The following is a 26161-nucleotide window of genomic DNA, read 5'->3' as shown; positions in this document are numbered from 1 at the left end:
ACGCTCAGTTCAGCTTGGCCTTCACGTCCTGCAGCGCGGACCTGAACAGGTCGGCTCCGGCCTTGGCGTCAACCTTGGCGGCGAGCAATGCGCGAGCCGCCTCGACGGCTATGTCGACGGCGCTGGCGCGCACTTCGGCAACCGCGTCACGCTCGGCTTGGCCGATCTTCTGCTCGGCAAGCGCGGTGCGCCTGGCAACGTAATCCTCGGTCTTCTTGTGGGCGTCAGCGGCCAGCAATTCGGCCTCGCGCTTGGCGGCCGCTACAATGTCGGCGGCCTCCTGCTCGGCTTCCTTGCGCTTCTTCTTGTATTGGCCGAGCAGTTGCTGGGCTTCGTCGCGCAGCTTGCGGGCCTCGTCGAGCTCACTGCTGATCCTGGCGGCGCGGGCGTCGAGCGCCTTGGCGATCATGCCGGGCACCTTGATGTAGACGGCGATGGCCAGGAAGATGATCAGGGCAATCGTGGCCCAGAGCGTTGCGAGAGATGTAGCGTCCATGATGCGCTCCTCACCGGGCCACGGATTTGACCGCGGCCGCGATCTCGGCCTTGCTGGCCTTGCCGCCAACGAGTGCCTCGACGATCGCCGAAGCGGTATCCTCGGCGATGCTGCCGACTTCCTTCATGGCATTGGCCTTGATGGAAGAAATGCGTGCCTCGGCCTCGCCAAGCTTCTCATCGAGCGCGGCCTCGATTTTCTTGCGCGCGGTGTCGGCTTCCGCCTTGGCCGCATCGTTGGCCTGCTGGCCGATCGAGTTCGCGTTCTTCTTGGCTTCCGCCAGTTCCTGCTCGTAAGCGGCAACGGCGGCGTCGGCCTCGCCCTTCAACTTGGCTGCCTGGTCGAGATCCTGGCTGATGCGGTCGTTGCGGACATCGATGATGCCCCCGACGCGCGGCATCACGACCCGCTTCAGGAAGAGGTAGAACAGCCCGAACGTGATCGCCAGCCACAGAAGCTGCGACGGAAACGTCTCCGGATTGAATGGCGGAAACGTGCCGTGCGCTTCGGCAGGCACGCTGGTGCCGGAATGCGTGTCGCCTCCGGTCGCAGCGTGGCTGGTGTCAGCTGATGGCGCGGACTCTTGCGCGAAGGCAGATGTCACGAACATGGACTATCCCCAGATATCAGGCCCGCCGCTTGCGCGGCCGGCCTGTCCAATCTTCTCAGTACTCAGCCGAACAGGGCCAGAAGTGCGATGAGAAGCGAGAAGATGCCCAGAGCTTCGGTCACGGCGAAGCCGAAGATCAGGCGGCCGAACTGGCCGTCGGCAGCCGACGGATTGCGCAGCGCGCCCGAGAGGTAGCTGCCGAAGATGTTGCCCAGGCCAATGCCCGCGCCACCCATGCCCAGGCAAGCGATGCCGGCGCCGATGTACTTTGCTGCTTCTGCGTCCATTTGTTCAACTCCTTTGGATCTGAAATTCCGTTGCGATTTCCATCCGGCGCCAGTGTTGGAAACCCTTGGGCCGGAAACTCTTGGGGCCTTAGTGCCCGGGATGCAGGGCGTCGTTGAGATACATGCAGGTCAATACCGCGAAGACGTAGGCCTGCAGGAAGGCGACCAGCAATTCAAGCGCCGTCAGCGCCACCGCCATGGCCAGCGGCAGGACCGAGCCCGCGACGCCGACCGCGCCGAGTGCGGAGAGGCTGACGACGAAGCCGGAGAACACCTTGAGCGTGATGTGGCCCGCCAACATGTTGGCGAACAGACGAACCGAGAGGCTGACCGGGCGCGACACGAAGGAAATGACTTCGATCAACACAACCAGCGGCAGCAGGAACACCGGCACGCCATGCGGCACGAACAGTTTCAGGAAACCGAAACCATGCTTCATGAACCCGTAGACCACCACGGTTCCGATCACCAATGCGGCGAGACCGAAAGTGACGATGATGTGGCTGGTGACGGTGAAGAAATAGGGGAACAGGCCGAGCAGATTGGCGACCAGCACGAACATGAACAGCGAGAACACGAAGGGGAAGAACTTCATGCCCTGCGTGCCGGCGGCGTCGCGCAGCATGTTGCCGACGAACTCATAGGCCATCTCGGAGACCGACTGCAGCCGGCCGGGGACCAGGCTGCGGCTCGACGTCGTCAGCAGCAGGAAGGCCGCCGCAACGACCACGGTCGCGACCATGAACAGTGCGGAATTCGTGAAAGACAGGTCGTAGCCGCCGATATTAATCGGAACCAGCTTGATGATATGGAACTGGTGGATCGGATCGACCTTGTCAGCTGCCACGTTCTAACCCCGTCAATGCCGCGTACGGCCAAATTTATCATTGCCGCGCGAGAGCGGCTATTTGCTGTTGTCCCGGTCAGGGCGCGATTTGTTGCCCTGTCCGAATTCCGCCACAACGCCAGCTGAACGCATGACATTGAGCACGCCGGCGCCAAAGCCAAGCAGCAGGAAAACGATCAGACCCCACGGCGATGTCCCCGCCATACGGTCGATGATCCAGCCGATGCCGGCGCCTACCACCACCCCGGCGATAAACTCGCTGGATAGTTTGATCGCCTGACCGTATCCGGTCACTGGTCTCGCGTCGTCTTTCCCCTCGAGCCGGTTCGGCAGCCTTGTCGCAAGCGATGCTCCAAGTTCACGCCGACGTCGCTCAAGATCGTCGTCGCGGATTTCAGGGTCATGCTGCTTGCCGCGGCCGGTTTCTCCGGTTCCGTCTGGCCTGTTTTTCTCGGCCATCGCAACCCCCCTGCCCGGGCAGACCGTCACCGTCCGTCCGTTTCTAAAGTCGCCGGCAACATAGTTAGAGGGTTTGCGCCCGTCAAGCCACGGAGGGAAGTTCCGCGCTGTGTATTTTACCTAGTAAAATCAGATAATTAGAAAGGTGCGACATCGTGCCCTTTGCGATCGGCGGGATGCGCCGCGCGAATCCCCCCGACAATGGCTCTCCGATCGACCGTGCGACCGCGCGAAAACACGGGCGGCGGCGGACCGCTCAGCTCCAGCCACCACCATAGGTCCGGTAGAAGATATGCAGGCCGATCTTGGTCATCTTCTGCATCGTGCGCGCCCAGCCAGGATGGACGTAATTGGCATAGTAGTGGGTCGACGATCCCACTTCCGGAATGAAGATCTTGCCGGCGGTGACGGCCATGCCGACATCCTGAGCGGTCTTGTAGGCGACCGGATTGTCGATGCGCTTCTTCCTGCCGTCGCAGGCGAAGGAGAACTGGCAGCGGTTGAACCAGCTGTCGTTCTGGTAGACGACGCCGCAGATCGAATTGGGATAGGCAGGATTGCGGACCCGGTTGAGGATCACCTGGGCAACGGCGGCCTGACCGCGCACGGCTTCGCCGCGGGCCTCGAAATAGATGCCGTTGGCCAGGCACTTCTGCTCCGGCTTGGAGAAGACGCTGGCCGGAAGCGGATTCTGGATCCAGGCGTGGTCGCCCTTGGCCATCGGCGGAATGAAGCGGCCGCTGTTGGGCTCTTCATCCTGAAGCAGGGCCTCAAAGGGTGAGGCCTTGGCATAGTCGGGCGCGGATTGCGCATAGGCGGTCGCCAGCACATCGGGATGGTCGTTGTTGACCAGGGCGGCAAGCATGGCCGGCACGCCGGGATCCGGCTTCTTGTCCTCACGCGCATGAAATGCCGCGGCGATCTGGATTTCCTTGCCTTTGATCCGCGGTTTGGCGAAGGCCATTTTCAGGTCGCCGTCCATGCTCGGCCGCATCAGCGAGGAGGTCCGCTGGAAGATCGAGCCGGCATTGAAGTTCTTCGGTGGTGCCACGGGAGAGACCTGGACGATGCGGCCCTTCTTGTCGGCGCGCACGACGCGATCCTCGTCGGGCGACCCGCTGACCTTGCCGCCCTTGCCGCGAAACGAGACCGCGCCGACACCGGGAAGGCGAACGCCGGAACCCGAGATCGAACTGGTGACGTCGGAATCGACGAACGGCATCTCGGCGGCATGGACCGAACCGGCGACGGATTTCTCGACATAGGAATTCCAGCGCGTGGTCGGCGATTCAAGGCCGGAAACGAGGCTGGTCATGTCCTGGTAGGCAGCGACGGTCGGAAAGCCGATCCAGATACCGAGACCGATGATGAACGGAGACACAAGGCTGCGTTTCTCACCGGCGGCGGCCATCAGCCGCTTCAAGACACGTCGATGCACGGAACTCTCTCCAGGAACGCAACTGACCCCACTGGAGAGCAAAATGATGCATTAACCTTGATGGGACGTTAACGAGGTCGGTCAGGTTTTCTCGGTCGGCTGGAGGTCGTGGTTTCGAAGTCTGGCGATTTTGCGGCGGGAGGCTCAGTCCGCGGCAGGAAGATCGGCCAAGCGACCAGGGCGCAGGCGGCTGCCGACAGCCACACGCCAGGCCATGACCAGAGGTGCAGCAGCCCTGGGATGGCCACCGGAACCAGGAAGAAGCCGACAAAGACAAAGCTGTTGGCAAGGCTGAGCGCGGTTCCGACATGGCCGGCACCGGCAAGCGTGGCAAGCTCGGTATAGGCAACGCCGTGCCAGGCGGAGACCGAGATGCCGGCAACGACAAGCACCAGGGGCAGGACAGCGATCAGGAAGGATTGGCTGGCAGGCATTGCGGGAGCGGCCAGAACCAGCAACCAGAGCACCACGAAGGCCAGCGCGCTCTGCGCACTGCACAAGCGGAGAAATTGACGACGGTTACCGTGGCGGTCGGTAAAGCAGCCACTCCAGACGCGCATGACCATGGCGCCGACCTGTACAGCGGCGAGGCTGGCGCTGATCGCCGTCGTGCCAAGCCCGGCGAAGTCGTGCAGGAACACCGACGCGAAAGTGAGGACCGCCACCTGCGGAAAGCAGAGCAGGCCGATGGCGGTCGAGATGCGCCAGACCTCGATGTTGCGCAACGGCGCCGGGCCTGCCGCTTCAGATGAAGCGGCGTGGCCGCCACCCGCCATCGGCGGTTCGTGCAGCCAACGCCAGGCGAACAGGGCGGAGAGAGCGGATGCCGCCGCCAAAAGCCCGAACACCGCGGCGAACCCGAAAGCCAGGGCAAGGGAAGGCAGGACGAGTGCGCCGAGGCCGCCGCCAAGCGGCACCGCCGTCTGCCTGATGCTCATGGCAAAACCGCGCTCATTCTCCCGGAACCAGGCCATGATGGCGCGGCCGCTCGAGCCATTGACGCTTCCGCCGAGCAATCCCGTGACGAGCAGGCTTGCCGCCAGCAACGTGACATCGGGAATGCTTGACCTTGTCGGCACGACGAGCATCGCTATCGCGAGCAGCCAGGCCGCCGTTGCACCGAGGCCGATCAGAAGCACGCGGCGATCCCCCCAGCGGTCGGTGAGCAGGCCCCATGGCAGTTCACTGAGCGCAACCCCCAGTCCAAGAAGACCGAGCACCAGGCCAAGCTCGGCATTGCTCAAGTGATAGCCCTGACGAAGCACGACCGCCGTTGCCGGTATGCCGGAGAAAGTAGCCGAGAAACCGGCATTCGCGGCAACTCCGATGCCCAAGACCTTCCAGCGGTGGTTGGGGCCGAAGGTCCGGCCGGCCGCGGTCGTGATGGTGCCTCGCCCGGATAGCTGGCAATCGTTGCGAATGACGGTGGCAGACATGATTCCATTCCCGTGACGCCGGTCGAGCGGCCTTGACGGGAGGCATGTAGCGCCATAGCTTCATCCATAAAATCAGGAATATTTTGATCGATAATCCTGAAAATAAGGATGATCTCATGCGCCGCGTCACATTCGATCTCGACGTGCTCAGGACTTTCGTCACCGGGATGGAACTGGGAAGTTTTGCCAGGGCAGCTGAGCGGCTTGGCCGCTCGACCTCCGCCGTCAGCGCGCAGCTGAAGAAACTGGAAGAGCAGGCCGATACACCGATCTTCCGCAAGGCGGGGCGCGGCCTGTCACTGACCGAAGCCGGCGAGACGATGCTCGGCTATGCGCGGCGCCTGATCGAGCTCAATGACGAGGCAGCCCTGGCGATCCGCGAGGTCGAACTAGAGGGCTGGGTGCGGCTCGGCTTGCAGGAGGATTTCGGCGAGGCCGTGTTGCCGGAGGTGCTCGGTCGCTTCGCTCGCGCCCACCCCAAGGTTCGGATCGAAGCACGGATTGGACGCAGCCACGAATTGGCCGAGCGTGTCCTTTCCGGCAACCTCGACATTGCGCTCGCCTGGCATGATGGCACGACGCTGCCGTATAGCCGGCATGTCGCCGACGTGCAGGCGCGCTGGATCGGGCCGGCGAAACCGATGGAGGCAGGCCCCCACAATGGCGAGGCGCTGCAACTGGTTGTGTTCGAGGCGCCTTGCCTGCTGCGCACCGTGGCGACCGAGACGCTGGATCGTGCCGGGCGGCCCTGGCGGATGGCGTTCTCCAGCCCCAGCCTTGGCGGCATATGGGCGGCGGTGGCGGCTGGCCTCGGGCTGACGATCCGCACCGACATCGGCCTGCCCGCGAATGTCCGGGCGCTCGCGCCCGGAATGCTCGGGCTGCCGTCGCTGCCGAAGATGGCGCTGCACCTGCATCAGAAGGACGCCGAGCTCGAGCCGGTCGCGGCGCGGCTGGCCGACATCCTGCTCCAATCGGCGTTCGAGGCGTTGCCCGAGGGCGCCGAGATGAAAGAGACCCCGCTAAAAGTCGCTTAGTGCAGCTCCCGACGGAGGGGGGTTGCCACCCGCATCCTCAACGCTTCTTCGCGCGGCCGGCGAACGGATTGTCCGAAGTGCGCAGCGCGATGCGGATCGGCACGCCCGGCATGTCGAAGGCTTCGCGCAGGCTGTTGGAGAGATAGCGGACATAGCTTTGCGGCATCGCGTCCGGCCGCGAACACTGGACCACGAAGCCCGGCGGCCGGGTCTTGGCCTGGGTGACGTATTTGACCTTCAGCCGGCGCCCGGCAACGGCGGGCGGCGGGTGATGCGTCAGGATGGCTTCAAGCCAGCGGTTGAGCTTGCCGGTCGAAACACGGCTGTTCCAGACCTTGTGCGTCCTCAACACCGCATCCATCAGCTTGTCGAGGCCGCGTCCGGTCTCGGCCGAGACCGGCACAGCCTGGATGCCGCGCGCCTGAGGCAACAGCCGCTCGGTCTTCTCGCGCAATTCGGCCAACAGTTCCTGCGGGTTGTCGATCAGGTCCCATTTGTTGAACGCGATCACCGGTGCCCGGCCCTCGCGGATGATCAGATCGGCGATCTGCAGGTCCTGCTTCTCGAAGGGAATGGTGGCGTCGAGTACGATGATGACGATCTCGGCGAAACGGATGGCGCGCAGGCCATCCTGCACCGACATCACTTCCAGCTTTTCGTGGATCCTGGCCTTGCGGCGCATGCCGGCTGTGTCGAACAATTTGATACGGCGGCCGCGCCAGTCCCAGTCGACCGAAATGGAATCGCGGGTGATGCCGGCTTCCGGTCCGGTCAGCAGCCGCTCCTCGCCGATCAGCGCGTTGATCAGCGTCGATTTGCCGGCGTTCGGCCGCCCGACGACGGCGATGCGCATCGGCTTGGTGTCGTCATAGGATGGCTCGGCGTCCGGATCGGCGATGTCCTCGCCGATCAGCACCTCGCTGGCGGCGGCCTCTTCGTCGTCTGTATCCTCGTCTTCACCGAAGGCGCGCGCCTCGCCGAGCGCTTCGATCACGGCGTCGCGCAGGTCGGGCATGCCCTGGCCGTGCTCGGCAGAAACCGGGATCGGTTCGCCAAGGCCAAGTTCCCAGGCCTCCAGCATGCCGCCCTGGGCACCCTTCGCCTCGGCCTTGTTGGCGACCAGCACGACCGGCTTGCCGGATTTTCGCACGATCTCGGCAAAGGTCCTGTCATCCGGCAGCAGGCCGGACTTGGCGTCGATGGTGAAAAAGATCAGATCCGCCTCGCGGATGGCGATTTCGGTCTGCGCGCGCATGCGGCCCGGCAAGGTCGAAGCGCCGGCGTCCTCGAAGCCCGCGGTATCGATGACATCGAAATGCAGATCGTAAAGCTTGGCGGCGTGGACGCGGCGGTCGCGGGTGACGCCCGGCGTGTCGTCGACGAGCGCCAGCTTTCTTCCCACCAGCCGATTGAAAAGCGTCGATTTGCCGACGTTAGGTCTGCCGATGATGGCGACTTTGAATGTCATCCGACCCTACATCTTCCATGCACGTCGTGGTCCCAAACCGCCGCGCGCTTTGGGCAAGAGGTCACGATGCACTGCCCGACCCGCGGATCAGCTCGGACATCAAGGTCGCCCGCTCGCGCGTGTTGCGTGGGGCGCCATCATCGGAGGCGATCTGATCGAACAGTTTCAGCGCATCCTGGGTCTTGCCTTCCTTCCAGGCGGCAAGGCCAAGCGCCTCGCGCGCGCTGTGGCGCAGGGTGTTAGTGTCCGATGTCAGCGCCTCGACGCGGCTCGACACGTCGGCGAAGGAGCCATGATCGACGAGCAGGAGCGCCGCCCTCAGCCGCGCCATGTCGCGCAGGCCCTGGGGAATGGCGGTGTCGGCGGCGACATCGTCGAAGTCCTTGACGGCGGCATCGACGTCGCCCTTGTTGGCCTTGACGGTCGCGGCGCGCATGCGGGCGAGTAGCGGATAGGCGCCGTAACCATCCTTTTCCAGCTGATCGAGCGCGGCCAGCGCGTCATCGTTCTTCCCATCATTGGCAAGCTTCAGCGCCTGCGAGAAGGCATCGCCGGAGCGATTGGCGCGCGTCTCGTCCCAATAGCGATAGCCGACGAAGGCCGCGGTGCCGAGCACCACAAGCACCGCAATGACAAGCAAGGCCGGGCCAAAACGGTCCCACAGCTTCTGCGCCTGCTCGCGACGCATCTCATCATTGACTTCGCGAATAAAACTGTCGTCGGACATCAATCAAACCATTCCTGCCCCGGGCCGGGGCGGTTCATGAGCCCGCGTTTTAGCGAAATTTTGTCGGCATGGAAGGGGTTCGGCCGGAAAATCGGCTATTCCCGGGGCAAACCAATGTTTGTCCCCGGGGCAAACCAATGTTTGTCCCCGGGGCAAACCAATGTTTGTCCCCGGGGCAAACCAATGTTTGTCCCCGGGGCAAACCAATGTTTGTCCCCGGGGCAAACCAATGTTTGTCCCAGGGGCAAACCAATGTTTGTCCCAGGGGCAAACCAATGTTTGTCCCAGGGGCAAACCAATGTTTGTCCCAGGGGCAAACCAATGTTTGTCCCAGGGCAAACCCACGAAAACCCAATCGCACCGGCGCCACATTTGCGCGATAGCCGGCTTGCCGACCACCCGGAGCCCGTGAATTTGCCAGTGCCTTGTTTGTCCCGCGTTGTTTTGTTCTCGCTTGCCTCGCTCGCCACCGCCGGCGCGGCCCTGGCCGATCCGCCCGCGCCACCAGCACCGGCAAGGCCGAAGCAGATCGTGATCATCTCCTTCGACAGCGCGCGCGACATCTCGCAGTGGAAGCGCAGCCGGGCGCTGGCCCAGCGCACCGGCGCGCATTTCACCTATTTCCTGTCCTGTGTCTTCCTGTTGTCGCCCGAGACACGCGGCCAATACACCGCGCCTGGGAAGACGGCGGGCAAATCCAACATCGGCTTTGCCGCATCAAGGCAGGACGTGGCCGAGCGGCTGGAACAGATCGGCCTCGCCGCCCATGAGGGTCACGACATTGCCAGCCACGCCTGCGGCCATTTCGACGGCAAGGATTGGAGCAAGGCCGACTGGCTGAAGGAGTTCGCCTCCTTCGAGCACATTTTCGAGAACGCCTATGCCATCAACGGCATTGCGCCCGAACCCGAGGGCTGGCGGGAATTCGCGCGGCATGCGGTGGCGGGTTTCCGGGCGCCGTATCTGTCGACCGGCAAAGCGCTTTACGAGGCACTCCCGGCAGCCGGCTATCGGTTCGACGCCAGCGGCGTTTCAATGGGGCCTGCCCTGCCGCTGACCGTTGGCGGCATCACCAACTTTTCCCTGCCGCAGATACCGGAAGGGCCAAAATCACGGCCGGTGATCGCCATGGACTACAATCTGTACGTCCGCCATTCCGGCGGCTTCGAGCGGCCGAGCAACGCCGGCGAGTTCGCGGACCGGACCTACCAGGCGTTTCACGCCGCCTTCGACGCGCAATATCGGGGCAAGCGCATTCCGCTGGAACTCGGCTTCCACTTCACGCTGATGAATGACGGCGCCTACTGGAACGCGCTGGAACGTTTTGCGGGCGAGGTCTGCGTCAAATCAGATGTCGAGTGCATCAGTTTTCACGATTACGTCTCGCGGCAGGATGGCGGCCAGAAGCAGGCGACAGTCGGCGGCTGACCCGCCAACCGGCGTTTCGTTCAGATTGTCGTCAAGCCGGATCCTCGGCGCCCTGCCTTGCCAGATAGCGCTGATCAATGTCAGGCAGGGGCTCGCCCTGCAGCGTCGCCTCGAAGGCGCGCAGGCGTTTGTGCACCGATTGCAGCTCGACGATGGTCGACCACGAGGTAAGCAGGAACTGCAGCGAACCCGTCACCTTGCCGAACGCGTTCGATATCTGGTTCAGCGCGCCGAACGTTATCTTGTGCGCGACCAGCGACGGACCCAGGATCAGCAGCGAGAAAATGTTGTCGGCCTGCAGGTAGGTGTACCGGACGACGTTGAAATAGATGTAGTGGAAATAGAGCCGGAAATAATTGTGCCGGACATTGGCGAACAGCTCGGCGGTGGTGGCGGGTTGCGCCCTGTCCGCATGATCCTCGCCATAGACCAGCTCCTTGCGGTAAGCGGCTTCGACGCGCTGGTTGCGGAACTGCAGGCCGGGAAGCTTCATGCCGGCAATCATCACAGAGATCGTGCCGAACAGACACCAGGCAAGTGCCGCGACCACCAATGGCTGCGGGATCGCGCCGATGATCGGCAGTTCGCTGATATGGGCCTGCAACTGGATCATCACCGGCAGGAAGGCGATCAGGGTCATGATCGACTGGACAAAGCTGGAACCGAGATCCTCCATGATCTGCGAGAACCGCATCGTATCTTCCTGTATGCGCTGCGAAGCGCCCTCGATATGGCGCAGCCTGCTCCAGTTCTCGATAAAATAATTGTTCATGGCTGTGCGCCAGCGGAAGATCCAATGGCTGACGACGAAGGCGTTGACCACTTGCACGTTCATGCCGACCAGGGCCAGCCATGAGAAGTCGGCCAATCCGGTATAGAACTCGGCGTCCGTCGACTTTCCGGTGCCCGACATCAGCCCCTGTACATAGTCGAAGAACGGGCCGTACCAGGCGTTGACGGCGACACTGACCTGCACGTTGAAATAGATGAAGAACAGGATGACCGCCGTCATCAGGATCGACCAGCGCTGCCATGGGTGCGGCGAATACCAGCTCCAGAACGCATAGAAGATGGCCACGCACAGCACGAAGTAGATGTAGAACCAGAGGAATGGCTTCGATACCAGAATGGCGATGCCGATGATGGGTGGCGCGCCGGGAGCAGCGGGAGGCATGCCGAAAACCGCCCCCAATTGCTCTCCGCCGAAAAACCAGAACAGGATTGCCGCAAGGCTCCAGATGGCGGCCGAAGAGAAGAACAGCTTCGGCTGCGGGAAGAAGGATACGAACACTGTGGCGAATTCCTCGATCTATGCGCAAATCAGGTGGGTTCGGCGGGCATAAGGTCACACATTAGGAGGAAAGAAAATGCCTGCCCGATGCCGGTGCAGAGCAAGACCACAAATCATGGCGATTTTGGCGCAGCCGACCATGTGACGGCGCCGGAGACGACCAGGACGGCCGCGGCGACGATCGAGGCGAGGAAGAAATCGCCCGACGCCTGGGCCAATAATCCGGCCGCGATCGGGCCGATGATCTGGCCAAGACCGAACGAGGCGGTCATTAGGGCAAAGATACGCCGGGGCGACGCTGGGGCCTGCTGCCTGGCGGCCTGCAGGCCAAGTGCGGTGATGGCTATGAACGTGCCGCCGAGCAGCACGCCGCCAAGCAGCGGCCCTATGCGCCCGCCGGCGGCGACGCTCGCGGTCACGCCGACAACTTCGACGAAGCATCCCAAGGCATAGGCGGCATAAAGGCCGATCCGCGCCGCTATCTTCTGCCACAGCCAGACCGAAGGGAAACCGGCAAGACCGGCAACCATCCACACCACGGCCTCGAAGACGCGGCTGCCGCCGGCTTGGCGGACGATGGCGACGAGGAAGGTTGCCGTCACCACATAGCCGAAACCGAACAGGCCATAGGCGACGATCACCTTCATCAGCGACCGATCTTTCGGCAGCGCCGGTTCACGGCGGACCTCGCCGTTGGTGAGCGGACCCTGGTTCACCAGCAGCCCCACGGCGACGAAGCCGCAAGCCGAAATCGCCCCCGACCACAGCCAGCCCTGCGCCCAGCCGGCATGTTCGGTGACCAGCACCGCCATCATCGCCGCCGATATCGCTATGCCAAGGCCGACACCGCCGAAATGCCAGGCCTGCAGGTCGCCGCGCCCCACCGCCGCGATATGGCTGAAAACGATGCTGGCCATGAACACCATGACGAAAGCGCTCGCTAGACCGGCTAGAAAACGGATGGCGACGAAGGCGGCCATGGCGTCGGTCAGCCCCATCGAGGCGGCCAGCACGGCGCTGGCGCCGAGGGCGCCCAGCATCAGCAAACGCTCGCGTCGATGCGCCCAGCTGCCCGCCGCCACCAACGCGCCAACGAGATAGCCCAGATAATTTGCCGAGGCGATCCAGCCGGCATCGGCCGGCGACAGATGCAGTTCCTCCATCATGCCAGGCAGGATTGGCGTGTAGACGAAGCGGCCTATGCCCATGGCGACGGCCATGGCGATCATGCCGGCGAAGGCGTAACGCAGCGCTGTCGATTGGGGCGAAGTCATTGCAGTGCACAATAGATGTGCGAGCGGGTGAAACAATCCGCCTCGTGTTGGGCCAGGGCCTTGTTCGTAATCGCGCGCTCAGCAGCGCTCGCCGAAACCGGCGCTCGGTGAAACAGTCTCATGCACGGTCCGGCGCGCTGTCAGCCGGAACGGCACATCACCGAGTTCGCGCTCCGACATCACATCCAGCGCGGGATGGGCAAGCGGATCGGTGAGCCAGCTCAGCGTATCGAAGTCGCAGCGCGTGTCACCCGGCGAATTGGCCGCGACCAGGGCCTTCAGCAACATGCTCAGCATTCCGGCTCCGTGTGCCTGTTTCGACCCGTAAAGTCTGCCGTTTCGATATTCTTTCAATTGAGATTTCGGCCGGATCGGTTTAGAAAATCTCAAATGGCCATGCTCAACCGCGTTCATCTCAACGGCCTTCGCGCCGTGGAAACCGTCGCCCGTCTCGGCTCGCTCGCGACCGCCGCCGGCGAACTCAATGTTTCCGTCAGCGCCGTAAGCCAGCAGATCAGCCGCACCGAAAAACAGCTCGGCCAGGCACTCTTCGAGCGCACGACAAGCGGCCTCGTGCTGACCGAATTCGGCGCCGTCTTCGCGGCCCGCCTTGGCGCCGGATTTCGCGAGCTTGCCCAGGCCGTGGCACTGGCCGACGAAGCCAGCCAATGCACATTGGTTGTTTCGGCGGCACCGGCCTTTGCCTCCAAATGGCTACTGCCACGGCTGTCGCGGCACTTCGACAGGCATCCCAACGTGCTGCTGCGTATCGACGCTTCGGTGCGGCTGGCCAATCTCGATCACTCGGACGTCGACATTGCCATCCGGCTTGGCGACGGCAAATGGCCGGGTGGAAGGGCGGAGTTGCTCTTGGCGCAGGAAGTCTTCCCGGTCTGCGCGCCCGGGATTGCCAGAAAACTGACGTCGATCGGTGACCTCGCCCAGACCTGCGCCATCACGGACGAGCGGGCGATGATCAACTGGGAAAGCTGGTTCGCGGCCGCCGGGGTTGAACCCGTCACCTTCCAGAAAGGCGCCCGCTTCACCGATCCGATGCTGTGCCTGGAATCGGCGATCGCCGGCCATGGCGTGATGCTAGGCTGGCAATTGCTTGCGGCCGATGCGCTGGCCGACGGGCGCCTGGTGGCGCCGTTCGGAATCCGCGCCCAGAGCGGCCTCGGCTACTGGCTGGTGACCTCCACCACAAAGGCCGAAAGCCGCAAGGTCCGGGACTTCAAGGCCTGGATCAAGGAGGAGATCGCGGCGACGATGGCGCGGTTCGGATCGTCGGTCGCCGAGCCCAGCGGCACGATCGCGGTGGAAAGCACCGCGGCACCGGTCTATGTTCAATCAGACATCCCAAGACGACAGGCAGGATCATGACCACACATTCGCGCGGCGTTTCCGCAACGATCGACCCGGTGAAGCTCGACAGGCTGGCGGAAGTCGCCATCAAGGTGGGGCTGCAATTGCAGCCCGGACAGGACCTGGTGCTGACATCGTCGATCGCGGCCCTGCCGCTGACCAGGCGCATCGTCGAACACGCTTACAGGGCCGGTGCCGGGCTGGTGACGCCGATCTTCAACGATGACGAGATGACGCTGGCGCGCTACCGCTTCGGCGCCGATGCTGGCTTCGACCACGCCGCCGGCTGGCTCTACGAAGGCATGGCGAAGGCCTTCTCCAACAACGCAGCCCGGCTTGCCGTGCGCGGCGAGGATCCGTCGCTCCTGTCGGCGCAGGATCCGGCGAAGGTGGCGCGCGCCAACAAGGCCAATTCGATGGCCTACCAGCCGGCGCTGGAGAAGATCACCGGCTTCGACATCAACTGGAACATCGTCGCCTATCCTGATCTCGCTTGGGCAAGGCAGGTTTTCCCCGGCGATGCCGACGACGTGGCGGTTGCGAAGCTCGCCGACGCCATCTTCGCCGCCTCGCGGGTGGATGTGGAAGACCCGATCGGCAACTGGACGGCGCACAATGCGGCGCTGCGCGGCCGCACCGAATGGCTCAACGGCCATAATTTTCATGCCCTGCATTTCACCGGACCGGGCACCGACCTGACGGTCGGGCTGGCGGACGGCCATGAGTGGATGGGCGGCGCCTCTACCGCCAAGAACGGCATCACCTGCAATCCCAACATCCCGACCGAGGAAGTTTTCACCACCCCCCATGCGCGGCGCGTCGAGGGCCATGTCTCCTCGACCAAGCCGCTGTCCTACCAGGGCACGCTGATCGATGACATCTCGGTGCGCTTCGAGGGCGGCAGGATCGTCGAGGCCAAGGCGTCGAAAGGTGAGGACGTCCTGAGGAAGGTGCTCGACACCGACGAGGGCGCGCGCCGCCTGGGCGAAGTGGCGCTGGTGCCGCATTCCTCGCCGATCTCGGCCAGCGGCCTGCTGTTTTTCAACACGCTGTTCGACGAAAACGCCGCATGCCACATCGCGCTCGGCCAATGCTATTCGAAATGCTTTGTCGAGGGCGCCTCGCTCAGCCAGGACGAAATCGCGGCGCGCGGCGGCAACAAGAGCTTCATCCATATCGACTGGATGATCGGGTCGGACAAGATCGACATTGACGGCGTCGCCAAGGATGGCGGCCGCGTGCCGGTGATGCGCAAGGGCGAGTGGGCCCAACGGGTCTAGCCAGCGGAGGTGTGATGGCCTTCGATATCGCAGTCAAGCGCGTCTACGAGACACCCGGGCAGGCCGATGGCCAGCGGGTGCTGGTGGATCGAATATGGCCGCGCGGCGTCGCCAAGAAGGATGCCGCGTTGACCCTGTGGCTGAAGGAGATCGCGCCGAGCGACGCGTTGCGCAAATGGTTCGGCCACGAGCCGGCGCGCTGGGCGGAGTTTCAGAAGCGGTACCGTGGCGAGTTGGATGCGAATGAAAAGACCGTGGCGCAACTGCGCGCGATGCTCGGCCGCGGCAAGGTGACGCTGCTCTATGGCGCCCATGACGAAGCGCATAACAACGCCGTCGCTTTGACGGGGTATTTGCGAGCCCACACGTAATATCGCGACGCCGGCGGGACAGCGGGGGGTGCAAAGGAGCGCGGTGAGAGTCGGTTCTATTTCCCGCCCACCGCCCCTTCATAAACATCCGGCTTGAAACCGACCAGAATTGTGTCGCCGACCTCCAGCACCGGCCGCTTGATCATTGTCGGCTTGGCCAGCATCAGCGCTTTCGCCTTCTTCTCGTCGAGGCCTTGCTTGTCCGCCTCCGGCAGTTCGCGAAACGTCGTGCTGCCCTTGTTGAGCAGCTTTTCCCAACCGACCTTGCCGACCCAGCTATCCAGCTTGCCCGCCTCGATCCCTTCGGCCCGATAGTCGTGGAAACGATAGGGAACCCCATGGCCCTCCAGCCAGACGCGCGCCTTCTTGATCGTGTCGCAATTGGTGATGCCGTACATGGTGGTCGTCAAGACGCGCTTTCCCTAGGCTGACAGTCGAATCTTTTTCGCAGCCTAAAACCGCCCTTTCCGCTTGGCCAGCAGCTTGGCCAGCATTACCGGAAACACTAAGGAAATTACCTAATTGTCGCTAACGGCTTTTTGACGACCCGGGACTTTCGATGACCCGCCTCCACCCGCGACAACCATGAAAAATGGGTTCTTCGACGGCTGGGGCACCGTGGCGATGAACTTGCGCAGTATGTGAAAGACAATTTGAGCGCCCCCAGCGGCCAGAGGATCGCTCTGGCCGCCGTGCTCATTTTCAACCTTGCCGCAAAGAGAGCAAGTTAGGTAGGCCTGTTCCGGCCTCAGTAATAAAAGCGCTCTTCGGTGATCTTGCCGTTCTTGACCGTGTACAGGCCAACCTCATCCATGGTGACACGCTCGCCCGTGGCCTTGGGCGTTATGTCAAAGGTGAAGCGCACCGCGAACTGGTCGCCATTGACATAAGGGCCCTCTACCGAGCCGCCATGCACTTCGTGGTTCTCTTGCCACCACTGGCTTTTCTGCCTGAGGGCTTCCTTGCCATGGCTGACGGCCATTGGCCCTTCCATGGCTTCATAGCTGGCGATATCGTCGGCGTTGTATTTTTCGGCAGCACCATTGTTGTCTCCCTGCTTGAGGAGCTCGGTGAAATCCTTGGCAATTTCCGTAATAGTCATGGGTGTTCCTCCTGTTCAGACGCATTCGAAGTAGGGAAGCACTTGCTGGCCTGCCACCCCTGCCCGCACGACAGCTGACAAGGCTTGTCAGCACGATAGATATAGCGCGGCTATGTGACGACGATTTGAGGATCGGGGCATCAAATCGCACTCAGCGGCCGACATCCCGGGAAAACGTACCTCCTCAGTCCGCGCAAACTGTGCACAAGAACGAACTGCCGGGCGACAAAGCTGATTGGGCCGATAGGCCGTTGCGGAATAAGTTTCTGGTCATAGGCCAGCGTCAAATGTGGAACGAAACCGTCCGAAGCTTTGAGGCCCTCGCGCAACATTTCAGCGCCGGGTTTCCTGCTCAATTCACAAACCGGTCCGTCATCGGCGAGAAGCACGAAAGGAGGCTTGGCCAAGGGCCCCTCGTTGCCGGGCAACCGGGAAAGCTCCCGAATGACGAAAGGGTGACCTCAAACTCAGACATCGCGATGCGCCGCCCCGATTGGGCGGCAGCAAAGATGATTCCGAAATCGAACTCGCCTTGGTACATCCGCATACCCCACGCGCCGTAGCGATGATGCCCGTGACCTTCAGAAAATCGTAAGATCGCCCCAGTCGGCATATTCGCGGCCGTTGCCGACTGCTTGTAGCCGCCGAACTATGCGGAGAGCATCGGGCAGTTGGCACCACGGCGCAGGCTGATATGCGCCACGTCGCCGACGTTGAATTGAAAGCCTTCGGCCTGGCGCGGGGCATCGATGACGACGGAGGTTCCCTGACCGATCTGGGCATGAAGGCGCAACGTGCGACCGTGGAAGACAACCCCGCTCACCCGCGCCGGCGCGGTGCCGTCGGCTGCTTTGGCGGCCGCCAGCAAATCCTCCGGGCGCACGCCGATGGTACGTGTATCGCCCGCGGCCGGCGTCTCGCCATTGTCGGAGGTAGCCTCCAGCGGCAGGTCACCGGCGGCAAAGCGCAAACGCTCGCCATCTCGGCCGAGAAAGCGCGACTGCAGGAGATTCATCGTGCCGATGAAGCTGGCAACGAACTTGGTCGCGGGCCGGTCATAGAGTGTTGCCGGCGGCGCGATCTGCTCGATGCGGCCCTTGTTCATGACGACGATGCGGTCGGAAATCGATAGCGCCTCGGTCTGGTCGTGGGTGACCATGACGAAGGTGGTGCCGAGCCGCGACTGCAGCCGCTTCAGCTCAATCTGCATCTGTTCGCGCAAATGCGCGTCGAGCGCCGACAGCGGCTCATCGAGCAGCAGCACGCGCGGTTCGCAGACGATGGCGCGGGCGAGCGCGACGCGCTGGCGCTGGCCGCCCGAGAGTTCCAAAACGCGGGCGCGAAGCTTGTCGCCGAGACCGACCATGTCGAGGGCTTCACCGACGCGCTTTGCCTGCTCGGCACTGGTGAGTTTTCGCAGGGACAAGCCGAAGCCAACATTTTCGGCGACGTTCATATGCGGAAACAGCGCGTAGTCCTGAAACACGGTGTTGACCGGCCGGTCGAACGGCCTAAGGGCCGTGATGTCTCGGCCGTCGAGCAAGACTTTGCCGCTCGACGGGCTTTCAAAGCCGGCGATGACGCGCAGGCTGGTGGTCTTGCCGCAGCCCGACGGCCCGAGCAGCGTGATGAATTCGCCGCTGATAATGTCGAGGTCGACAGCATCGAGCCCGACGATGCCGCCTGGGAAAACCTTCGAGACGGCCTCAAGCCTGACGAGTGGATCAGGCGCCATCGCGAACCTCGGAGGGCTTCGTGGTGTTGACCCAGAGGATCTGGCATTGCTCGGCGCCGGGATTGCGGAAAGCGTGCAACAGCGTGCTCTTGAAGGCAAAACTGTCGCCGGTCTTCAGCCCGTATGTCGTCGAATCCACCACCAGTTCGACCTCGCCCGAAAGCACATAGCCGAATTCATGGCCGGCATGGGCGTAGGCTTCCGCCGTGCCGCCGCCGGCTTCCACGGTCACCAGCATGCCGGTGAGCGTCGCACCGGGCGGCGACAGCAGCGCCTTGGCGATGCCTTCCGATTTTACGGGAATCGCGCGGCGGCTGTTGGCGCGCACGCAATAGAGATCGTTGACGGCATCGTTGCCGTCGCCGATCAGCGCCGACGGCTCGATATCGAGTGCGGCGGCCAGCGGCCAGATCACCTTGACCCGCAGCGAGGACATGCCGCGCTCGATCTGGCTCAGCGCACCGATTGACACGCCGGCTTTTGCCGCCAGTTCGGCCAGCGACAGGCGGCGCTCAAGCCGCAGCGCCCGCACGCGCCGGCCGACGCGAACGTCGGCATCGTCCTTGGGTTTCTCGGCGGCTTCATCGACTATATCCATCCGTTGGTCCTTCGATTGCAGTCATCTGCGCCGACGGCTGAGAAGGCCGGCATCAGAGTAGGATCGTATCTTGCCGGAAGCCGGCGCCGCCCCTCATCGCCCTGCCGGGCACTTCTCCCCGTATAGTGACGGGGAGAAGTGGCTGCCCCCGCGTCGTCTTTCTTCCTGCAACGCTGGCGATTGGCGAAATCTGCGATGACAGCGTCCCTCTCCCCGTCCCTATACGGGGAGAGGATGCCGGTAGGCAGGTGAGGGGCAGCACCAGCATCGGCGATTGGCCCTCAGCCCCCCGCTTTCACCTTCTCGAACATCTTCGCCATATCGTCATTCTGTTTCATCGGTCCGGTGAAGATCGTGCTCTTCAGCATGACATCCGGGTCGGCCGGCAGCTGCAGCTTCTCCAGTTCCTCCTTCGACACGCCGGCGAAAGCAGTGCTCAGCGAACTGCCATAGCCGTAGGACTGGATCAGGAACTTGCCCGAATCGGCGTCGAGCCGGCTGTTGATGAAGTCATAGGCGAGATCGACATTCTTGGCGTCCTTCAGCATGACGAAGCCGCAGGCCCAGGTCAGCATGCCTTCTTTCGGCTTCATGAATTCGACCGGCACGCCCTGTTTCTTCAGCGAGGTGGCCGACGCGTTCCAGGTCATGGCGGCGACCAGCTGGCCGCTGGCCAGCGCCTGTTCGACCGAGGTCATGTCGGTGGTGTAGTTGGAGAGCAGCGGACGCTGTTCGCGCAGTTTTGCCGCGACCTTGTCCATCTGAGCAGGCGTCATGTCGAACGGATTGACGCCAGCCAGAAGCGCGGCAACAATCGGCGTATCGTGCACGGCGTCGATGGTCGCCATGCGGCCGGCATATTGCTTGTCCCACAGAAGGTTCCAGCTGGCCTCGGGGTTCTTCACCAGATCGGTGCGGTAGAGGATCGAGGTGTTGCCCCAGTCCCATGGCACCATCCACACCTTGCCGTCGCCCGCCTGCAGATCAGGCAGGTTCTTGAATACCGGGAAGATCGAATCCCAGTTTTTGATGCGCTTGGTGTCGATCGGCTGCAGCAGGCCTTCCTTGTTCCAGCGCGCCACCTTGTCGTAGCAGGGATGGGCAATGTCGGGACGGAAGCCGGCCTTGACCTTGGTGAAGGCGTCGTCGTCGTCACCGAAGATAGAGGCCTCGACGCCGTCCGGGTGGGCGGCAAGAAAACTCTTGTTGAAATCGGGCAGTTCGTAGCCCGACCAGGTGAAATATTGCAGCTTTTCGGCGGCCAGCGCCACGGTTGACGACAGTGCGAGCGCCAGTGCGGCAAGGCCGGCCCGGGCCTTGTGCCCTGATATGGATTTCAGGTGGAATGCCATTTTCGTTCTCCTCTCATTGTTGTGGTCAGGCTGGATTGCGGCGCGCGGCTCCGAGCCCGCGATGGCGCAGGATCTCGGCGGTGCCGGCGATGATGAAGGATACGGCCAGAATCACCGTTCCGAGCGCCATGACGGTCGGCAGCGAGCGGGGGAAGCGTAGCTGGCTCCAGATATAGAGCGGCAGGGTCGGCTCGGTGCCGGCAAGGAAGAAGACGACGATGAATTCGTCGAAGGAGATCAGGAAGGCGAGCATGAAGGCCGACAGCACGGCAGGCAGGCTGAGCGGCAGCATCACCCGCCGGAACGTCGTCCAGTCGGTGGCGCCGAGGTCGAGCGCCGCCTCGCGAATGGTTTTCGGGATGGCGGCGAAACGGCTGCGCATGATCACCACCGTGGTCGGCAGGGCCACGAGGATATGGCCGAGGACGATGGCGACGCGTGATGGCCCGAGACCGATGAGGTTGACCAGGATCAGCAGCGATATGCCGACGATGACGCCGGGGATGAGGATCGGCAGCCGGGCGATGGCGCTGATGGTGGTTGCCAATGGCGAGCGGCCGTAGAGGTCCATGTAGGAAACGGTGATGCCGCACAGCGTGGCGCCGGAAGCCGCGATGACGCCGATGACGAGGCTGTTCAACAGCGCGCCCGACAGCGCCGGGTTCCCATAAAGCGTCTTGTACCATTGCAGCGTAAACCCCTGCAGCGGGAACGCCGCCTGGATGGAATCGTTCAAGGAAAACAGCGGGATCAGCAGGACCGGCAGATAGAGGAAGACGAGATAGGCAAGGACGTACAGGGCGAGCCAGCGGCCATCCCGTTTCGTACCTGCGCGTTCGGCTTTCATGTGCGGCTGCCAAATCTGCGGTCGGCGCCGCGTGCGACCAGCACCACGACCAGGATGACCAGCATGACGCAGACCGAAAGCGCCGCGCCGAACGGCCAGTCATTGGCCTTGCCGAACTGCGACTGGATCAGCGTGCCGATCATGGTGCTGGCCGGGCCGCCGACCATAGCGGGAGTGACATAGTCGCCGACCGTCGGTACGAAGACGACGAGCGCCGCGGCCAGCACGCCTGGCATTGAATTGGGCAGCACGACGCGGCGGAAAGCGGTGAATGGCCGCGCGCCGAGGTCGGAAGCGGCTTCGAGCAGCGATTTCGGGATGGTGTCCAGCGCCACATAGATCGGCAGGATGGCGAAAGGCGCATAAGCATGGGCAAGCGTGACGACCACCGCCGCCGGCGTATTCAGAAAGGCCAATGTCGGCTGGGACCAGATGCCGCTTTCGATCAGCGCCGAGTTCAGCACGCCATTATAGGCAAGCACGATCTTCCAGGCGAAGACGCGCAGCAGGTAGCTGGTCCAGAACGGCAGCGTCACCAGGAACAAGAGCAGGCCGCGCCGCCGCCCGGCGTGGAAAGCGAGATAGTATGCGACGGGATAGGCCGTGACGACTGTTGCCAGCGTCACCAGGCTGGCGATGACCAGCGAGCGCAGCGTCACCGTCCAGTAAAGCGGATCGGTGGCCACGGCGACGAAGTTTGCGATGGTCAACCCAACGCCGAGCAGCGAGCCGTCATTGCCGCGGAAGGCGAGAAACAGCACCAGGCCAAGCGCAAACAGGATCAGCAGGAAAGTGACCAACGCGCCCGGCAGCAGCATGGCGAGCCGGAAGCCCGATGAAGAGCGAGCCTCCTGCGCTTGTGTTGCAACGACGGTCGCCATCGACCTGCTCACCGAGATTTGAAATTGTCCAAGACTTTTTCATATTCATGAAATCTGTCAAGCGGAATCCCGATGAGGGGATGGTTGTGCTCAACGTCTCACCGAGGCCGTCGCGACAGAGGTTGAATACACCGCAAGCAAATCCATCGAGGTTTCATGCTCTTGAAAAATCCCTCCACTTCTCTCCTGCACATGACAGACCGGTCGCCGCGAATCCGGGATTTCGCAACCAAAAACACAGCACCTTTGATCACCATCGATGGGATAGACCTTTGCAAGGATTCCGGTGAAAGTGCCGCGCCGACCCGGCACGGCCGTATCTTTCGATGATCAAAGGAGCGCACACATGACCAACCCGACACATCTGCCCGCTGAAGGCCTTTTTGTCGGCCGCGCCAAAAGCGCCTCGCACCCCCTGGTGGTCACCGTGCGCGACGGCACCGTCTTCGACATCACATCGAGCGCGGCGCCCACCGTGCGCGACGTCTGCGAACTGGCCGACCCGGCCGGCCACGTGCGCTCAGCCAGGGGCAAGCCGATCGGCTCGCTCGACGACATCGCGGCCAACAGTTTTGCGGCCAAACGCGATCCGGCAAAACCCTATCTCCTCTCCCCGGTCGACCTGCAGGCGGTCAAGGCATCGGGCGTGACGTTCGTCGTCAGCCTGCTCGAGCGGGTGATCGAGGAACAGGCGCGCGGTTCGGCTGACAAGGCGGACGCCATCCGCGCCGACATTGCCGGGCTGATCGGCCACGACCTGTCGAAGCTCAAGCCCGGTTCGCCCGAAGCGATGGAGATCAAGGCCAAGCTGATTTCGCGCGGCGCCTGGTCGCAATATCTGGAAGTGGGCATCGGCCCGGATGCCGAGATCTTCACCAAGTGCCAGCCGATGGCCTCGGTCGGCTTCGGCGCCGATGTCGGCCTCCACCCGGTGTCGACCTGGAACAATCCGGAGCCGGAGATCGCCATGATCGCCGGCTCGAGCGGCAGCATCGTCGGCGCCACCATCGGCAACGACGTCAATCTGCGCGACGTCGAGGGGCGTTCGGCGCTGCTGCTCGGCAAGGCCAAGGACAACAACGCCTCGGCCTCGCTTGGCCCCTTCATCCGGTTGTTCGACGACGTGTTCTCTATCGCCGACGTGAAGCAGGCCGTCGTGCGCCTCAAGGTGGAGGGCGAGGACGGGTTTTCGCTGGAGGGGGCAAGCTCGATGGCCGAGATCAGCCGCTCGCCGGAGGAGCTTGTTGCCGCGGCGATGGGGCCGCACCACCAGTATCCCGACGGGTTGGCGCTCTATCTCGGCACGATGTTCGTGCCGTCGAAGGATCGCGGCGAAAAGGGCAAGGGTTTTACGCACAAGGTCGGCGACATCGTTACCATCTCGTCGGAAAAATTCGGCGCGCTGGTTAACCGCGTGCGGCTGTCGCCCGATTGTCCGCACTGGACCTATGGCGCCAGCCATTTGATGCGCGACCTGGCCAAGGCCGGCCTGCTCTAGGCGGCTCTTGGGGTTCTCGCCCCAAGTGACCGCCCAGACATGATCGGGACAGTCCGCCCGGTTGAGCTCTCGGCGACAATCATCCGACTGCCCGGAAAAAATCATCCCGACTGATGCGATCTGATGGGGTCGCTGATGGCGCCGCGTCAGGCGCCAACTACATCTGCAGATGGAGGCTTGCCATTCGCCGAAAAAGGGAATGCTCTTAGGCATCCGAGCGGCGCTGGCAAAAAGACGCAATCCGGCTGAAGCCGGAACAAAGGACGGATCATCTTCAACCGGGAGGAAATCAAATGCTGACGAGACTAAGACTTGTGCTCTACGGCCTGCTGATCGCGCTGACGGTCATTCCGGCAGCCGCGCAGGCCAAGACGTTCTACTGGATTTCACATGGCGGGCCGGCCGACCCGGTCTGGACCTACTTCCTCGCAGGCGCCAAGCAATGGGCCAAGGACACCGGCAACACCGTCAACACCTCGTTCCACAATGGCGACGTCGCCTCGCAGCAGGAGGCTGTCCGCGCCGCCCTCTCGGCCAAGGCCGACGGCATCGTCACCACCAGCCCCGATCCGGGCAGCCTGGTCGAGATCGTCAAGGAAGCGCGCGCTGCCAACGTCCCGATCATCAACTTCAACACGCCCGATCCCAAGGCCAATTTCAACGCCTATGTCGGCGGCGACAACGTCACTTTCGGCAAGCACTGGGCGCAGTATCTGGTCGACAAGGGCCTGGTGAAGAAGGGCGACTTCGTCTGGATGCCGGTCGAGATCCCCGGCGCCACCTACGGCGTGCAGGAAGAGGAAGGCATCAAGAGCGTCTTCGGCCCACTCGGCATCACCTATGAAGTGACCGAAGCGACGCTCGACCAGGCCGAGGTGATCAACCGCATGGTCGACTACCTCACCGCCCACAAGGGCAAGGTCAAAGCCATCATCGGCCTGGGCGACCTCGTAACCGGTTCGATCAAGCGCGTGTTCGACCAGGTCGGCGTCAAGCCGGGCGAAATCCCGGTGGTCGGCTGGGGCAACTCGCTCGACACCACCCAGGAAGTGCTGAACGGCTATGTCAATGCCGGCCAGTGGCAGGATCCGCAGGCGACCAGCTATGTGGCGCTGTCGCTCGCCAACATGGCGGCCAGCGGCATTCCTCCGGGCTTCAACGTCATAACCGGCGCCCTCTATGAGAAGGACACCGCGGCGGTCTACGACAAGATCCTGTCCGGCAAATAATCCGCGATCCCCTGGCGCCGCGCGTTTTCGCACGGCGCCAGATATCTTCCTGCGCCGTGGCTCATCCACCCGATGCGGTGGAGCCCGCGGCCCGTCCCAACCATGTCGCGGGTTCCCAGTGGAAAATCATTCGCTCATCCAACGCCTGATCGCGCGGCCGGAATTCGGACCCTTCATTCTGCTCATCGTGGAGATTGCCGTTTTCTGGGGTTTCAACCACGACTTCCTGTCGCCGCAGAACATTTCCAATACGCTGGCCTTCACGGTCGAGCTCGGCCTGATCGCGCTGGCGATGACGCTGCTGATGACGTCGGGCGAATTCGACCTTTCCGTCGGGTCCCTGTTCGGCTTCTCGCCGGTGCTGATGTGGACGCTGTTCAATGCCGGCGTCACCTCGCTGGAAATGGGCTTCCTTGTCGCACTGGTGGTTGCCGCCTTGATCGGCCTGGTCAATGGCTGGTTCGTCACGCAGCTCAAGATCCCGTCCTTCCTGGTGACGCTCGGCATGCTGCTCGTGGTGCGCGGCAGCGCGCTTTTTATCACCGACGGGTTTCCGCAGCGCACCTGGAGTGCCGAAGGCAGCTGGCTGGCGGAGGCTCTGGTCGGCGACTTCTTCATCGGGCCGTTCCGCATCTACATGTCGCTGTTCTGGTTCATCGCCGCGGCGATCGCGCTCGGCTATGTCCTGACGCAAAGCCGGACCGGCAACTGGATCCAGGCGGCGGGCGGCAATCCCAACGCGGCGCGTGCCCGCGGCGTCAATGTCAATCGTGTCAAGGTCGGCCTGTTCGTCCTGTCGTCGGTCATGGCCTCGCTTGCCGGCGTCATCTCCTCGCTGCGCACATCCGCCGCCAACCCCAACAGCGGTACCGGCTACGAGCTCGAGGTAATCGCCATGGTGGTGATCGGCGGCACCGCACTCACCGGCGGGCGCGGCACCATCATCGGCACCGTGCTCGGTATCCTGATCCTGCGCGTGATGCGCAACGGCATCGTGCTGGTCGGCGTGCCCGGCCTTGCCTACAACATCTTCATCGGCGCGATCATCCTTGGCATGATGGCGTTGCATTCATGGCTGGAACGCCGGCACCAGGCGGGGACTTAA

General features: G+C 63.1%; 27 protein-coding genes. 8 read left to right on the top strand and 19 right to left on the bottom strand.

The window, feature by feature from the left end; genetic code table 11:
- Positions 1 to 4: 4 nt before the first annotated feature.
- The 7 genes from AC3CB8_RS14265 to AC3CB8_RS14235 form a co-directional block, all read right to left on the bottom strand.
- Positions 5 to 496, bottom strand: a complete 492-nt coding sequence (locus AC3CB8_RS14265; RefSeq protein WP_023771006.1) for a F0F1 ATP synthase subunit B — start codon at positions 494 to 496, stop codon at positions 5 to 7.
- Positions 497 to 506: 10 nt separating this feature from the next.
- Positions 507 to 1106, bottom strand: a complete 600-nt coding sequence (locus AC3CB8_RS14260; RefSeq protein WP_023771007.1) for a F0F1 ATP synthase subunit B — start codon at positions 1104 to 1106, stop codon at positions 507 to 509.
- Between the two features lie 62 nt (positions 1107 to 1168).
- Entirely contained in the window at positions 1169 to 1393 is a 225-nt protein-coding gene (locus AC3CB8_RS14255; RefSeq protein WP_013896722.1) for a F0F1 ATP synthase subunit C, read from the bottom strand.
- A gap of 88 nt (positions 1394 to 1481) precedes the next feature.
- Positions 1482 to 2240 (bottom strand): F0F1 ATP synthase subunit A, encoded by a 759-nt coding sequence (locus AC3CB8_RS14250; protein ID WP_023771008.1) that lies wholly within the window; start codon positions 2238 to 2240, stop codon positions 1482 to 1484.
- Between the two features lie 57 nt (positions 2241 to 2297).
- Positions 2298 to 2699, bottom strand: coding sequence for an AtpZ/AtpI family protein (locus AC3CB8_RS14245; protein WP_023771009.1), 402 nt, complete (start codon positions 2697 to 2699; stop codon positions 2298 to 2300).
- Positions 2700 to 2955: 256 nt separating this feature from the next.
- Positions 2956 to 4137 carry a cell wall hydrolase gene (locus tag AC3CB8_RS14240; RefSeq protein ID WP_023771010.1) on the bottom strand — a complete coding sequence of 394 codons (1182 nt, stop codon included), beginning with the start codon at positions 4135 to 4137 and terminating at the stop codon, positions 2956 to 2958.
- Between the two features lie 68 nt (positions 4138 to 4205).
- Positions 4206 to 5573, bottom strand: a complete 1368-nt coding sequence (locus AC3CB8_RS14235) for an MFS transporter (protein WP_352563016.1) — start codon at positions 5571 to 5573, stop codon at positions 4206 to 4208.
- Positions 5574 to 5689: 116 nt separating this feature from the next.
- Here AC3CB8_RS14235 and AC3CB8_RS14230 point away from each other — a divergent pair, with 116 nt between their 5' ends.
- Positions 5690 to 6610 carry a LysR substrate-binding domain-containing protein gene (locus AC3CB8_RS14230; RefSeq protein ID WP_023782199.1) on the top strand — a complete coding sequence of 307 codons (921 nt, stop codon included), beginning with the start codon at positions 5690 to 5692 and terminating at the stop codon, positions 6608 to 6610.
- Between the two features lie 37 nt (positions 6611 to 6647).
- On the opposite strand, the gene der is transcribed toward AC3CB8_RS14230, so the two are convergent.
- The gene (gene der, locus AC3CB8_RS14225) at positions 6648 to 8078 is read right to left on the bottom strand and encodes a ribosome biogenesis GTPase Der (RefSeq protein ID WP_023782200.1); all 1431 of its coding nucleotides are present in this window, start codon (positions 8076 to 8078) and stop codon (positions 6648 to 6650) included.
- 61 nt (positions 8079 to 8139) lie between these two features.
- A complete protein-coding gene (locus AC3CB8_RS14220; protein ID WP_023771013.1) occupies positions 8140 to 8805 on the bottom strand; it encodes a tetratricopeptide repeat protein in 666 nt (221 codons plus the stop codon).
- 420 nt (positions 8806 to 9225) lie between these two features.
- Here AC3CB8_RS14220 and AC3CB8_RS14215 point away from each other — a divergent pair, with 420 nt between their 5' ends.
- Entirely contained in the window at positions 9226 to 10233 is a 1008-nt protein-coding gene (locus AC3CB8_RS14215) for a polysaccharide deacetylase family protein (RefSeq protein WP_435052986.1), read from the top strand.
- 31 nt (positions 10234 to 10264) lie between these two features.
- Here AC3CB8_RS14215 and sbmA read toward each other — a convergent pair whose 3' ends face one another.
- The 3 genes from sbmA to AC3CB8_RS14200 form a co-directional block, all read right to left on the bottom strand.
- Positions 10265 to 11524 (bottom strand): peptide antibiotic transporter SbmA, encoded by a 1260-nt coding sequence (gene sbmA, locus AC3CB8_RS14210; RefSeq protein ID WP_023771015.1) that lies wholly within the window; start codon positions 11522 to 11524, stop codon positions 10265 to 10267.
- A 113-nt stretch (positions 11525 to 11637) separates the two neighbouring features.
- On the bottom strand, positions 11638 to 12798 hold the full coding sequence (locus AC3CB8_RS14205; RefSeq protein ID WP_023782202.1) for a YbfB/YjiJ family MFS transporter: 1161 nt from the start codon (positions 12796 to 12798) through the stop codon (positions 11638 to 11640).
- A gap of 78 nt (positions 12799 to 12876) precedes the next feature.
- Positions 12877 to 13095 carry a hypothetical protein gene (locus AC3CB8_RS14200; RefSeq protein WP_023782203.1) on the bottom strand — a complete coding sequence of 73 codons (219 nt, stop codon included), beginning with the start codon at positions 13093 to 13095 and terminating at the stop codon, positions 12877 to 12879.
- A 93-nt stretch (positions 13096 to 13188) separates the two neighbouring features.
- Between AC3CB8_RS14200 and AC3CB8_RS14195 the strand changes: the two genes are divergently transcribed.
- Genes AC3CB8_RS14195 through AC3CB8_RS14185 form a run of 3 tightly spaced genes read left to right on the top strand, consistent with a single transcriptional unit; the run spans position 13189 to position 15814 of the window.
- On the top strand, positions 13189 to 14181 hold the full coding sequence (locus AC3CB8_RS14195; RefSeq protein ID WP_352546518.1) for a LysR substrate-binding domain-containing protein: 993 nt from the start codon (positions 13189 to 13191) through the stop codon (positions 14179 to 14181).
- On the top strand, positions 14178 to 15443 hold the full coding sequence (locus AC3CB8_RS14190; RefSeq protein ID WP_352563014.1) for an aminopeptidase: 1266 nt from the start codon (positions 14178 to 14180) through the stop codon (positions 15441 to 15443). Before AC3CB8_RS14195 ends, AC3CB8_RS14190 begins: the two co-directional genes overlap by 4 nt.
- A 14-nt stretch (positions 15444 to 15457) precedes the next feature.
- Positions 15458 to 15814, top strand: a complete 357-nt coding sequence (locus tag AC3CB8_RS14185) for a DUF488 domain-containing protein (protein ID WP_023782206.1) — start codon at positions 15458 to 15460, stop codon at positions 15812 to 15814.
- A 56-nt stretch (positions 15815 to 15870) separates the two neighbouring features.
- On the opposite strand, the gene AC3CB8_RS14180 is transcribed toward AC3CB8_RS14185, so the two are convergent.
- The 7 genes from AC3CB8_RS14180 to AC3CB8_RS14150 form a co-directional block, all read right to left on the bottom strand.
- Positions 15871 to 16224 (bottom strand): ArsC family reductase, encoded by a 354-nt coding sequence (locus tag AC3CB8_RS14180; protein ID WP_023771021.1) that lies wholly within the window; start codon positions 16222 to 16224, stop codon positions 15871 to 15873.
- Between the two features lie 338 nt (positions 16225 to 16562).
- Positions 16563 to 16916 (bottom strand): SnoaL-like domain-containing protein, encoded by a 354-nt coding sequence (locus tag AC3CB8_RS14175; RefSeq protein WP_023771022.1) that lies wholly within the window; start codon positions 16914 to 16916, stop codon positions 16563 to 16565.
- 649 nt (positions 16917 to 17565) lie between these two features.
- Positions 17566 to 18651: an ABC transporter ATP-binding protein gene (locus tag AC3CB8_RS14170; RefSeq protein WP_352563013.1), complete on the bottom strand. Its 1086-nt coding sequence runs from the start codon at positions 18649 to 18651 to the stop codon at positions 17566 to 17568.
- Entirely contained in the window at positions 18641 to 19249 is a 609-nt protein-coding gene (locus AC3CB8_RS14165; RefSeq protein WP_352546522.1) for a cupin domain-containing protein, read from the bottom strand. The genes AC3CB8_RS14170 and AC3CB8_RS14165 overlap by 11 nt, the downstream gene beginning before the upstream one ends.
- A gap of 281 nt (positions 19250 to 19530) precedes the next feature.
- Entirely contained in the window at positions 19531 to 20601 is a 1071-nt protein-coding gene (locus AC3CB8_RS14160; RefSeq protein WP_023771026.1) for an ABC transporter substrate-binding protein, read from the bottom strand.
- Positions 20602 to 20626: 25 nt separating this feature from the next.
- Positions 20627 to 21448, bottom strand: a complete 822-nt coding sequence (locus AC3CB8_RS14155; RefSeq protein ID WP_352595196.1) for an ABC transporter permease — start codon at positions 21446 to 21448, stop codon at positions 20627 to 20629.
- Positions 21445 to 22329: an ABC transporter permease gene (locus tag AC3CB8_RS14150; RefSeq protein WP_352595193.1), complete on the bottom strand. Its 885-nt coding sequence runs from the start codon at positions 22327 to 22329 to the stop codon at positions 21445 to 21447. Before AC3CB8_RS14150 ends, AC3CB8_RS14155 begins: the two co-directional genes overlap by 4 nt.
- A 346-nt stretch (positions 22330 to 22675) precedes the next feature.
- On the opposite strand from AC3CB8_RS14150, the gene AC3CB8_RS14145 reads away from it, so the two are divergent.
- The 3 genes from AC3CB8_RS14145 (at position 22676) to AC3CB8_RS14135 (ending at position 26161) form a co-directional block, all read left to right on the top strand.
- Entirely contained in the window at positions 22676 to 23827 is a 1152-nt protein-coding gene (locus AC3CB8_RS14145) for a fumarylacetoacetate hydrolase family protein (protein WP_023771029.1), read from the top strand.
- Between the two features lie 293 nt (positions 23828 to 24120).
- On the top strand, positions 24121 to 25056 hold the full coding sequence (locus tag AC3CB8_RS14140) for a substrate-binding domain-containing protein (protein WP_023794606.1): 936 nt from the start codon (positions 24121 to 24123) through the stop codon (positions 25054 to 25056).
- A 118-nt stretch (positions 25057 to 25174) separates the two neighbouring features.
- On the top strand, positions 25175 to 26161 hold the full coding sequence (locus AC3CB8_RS14135; RefSeq protein WP_023771030.1) for an ABC transporter permease: 987 nt from the start codon (positions 25175 to 25177) through the stop codon (positions 26159 to 26161).

It is taken from the genome of Mesorhizobium sp. P160927, assembly GCF_057766385.1.
The sequence above is the reverse complement of the archived record's forward strand: the minus strand, read 5'-3'. Positions and strand labels throughout refer to the sequence as shown.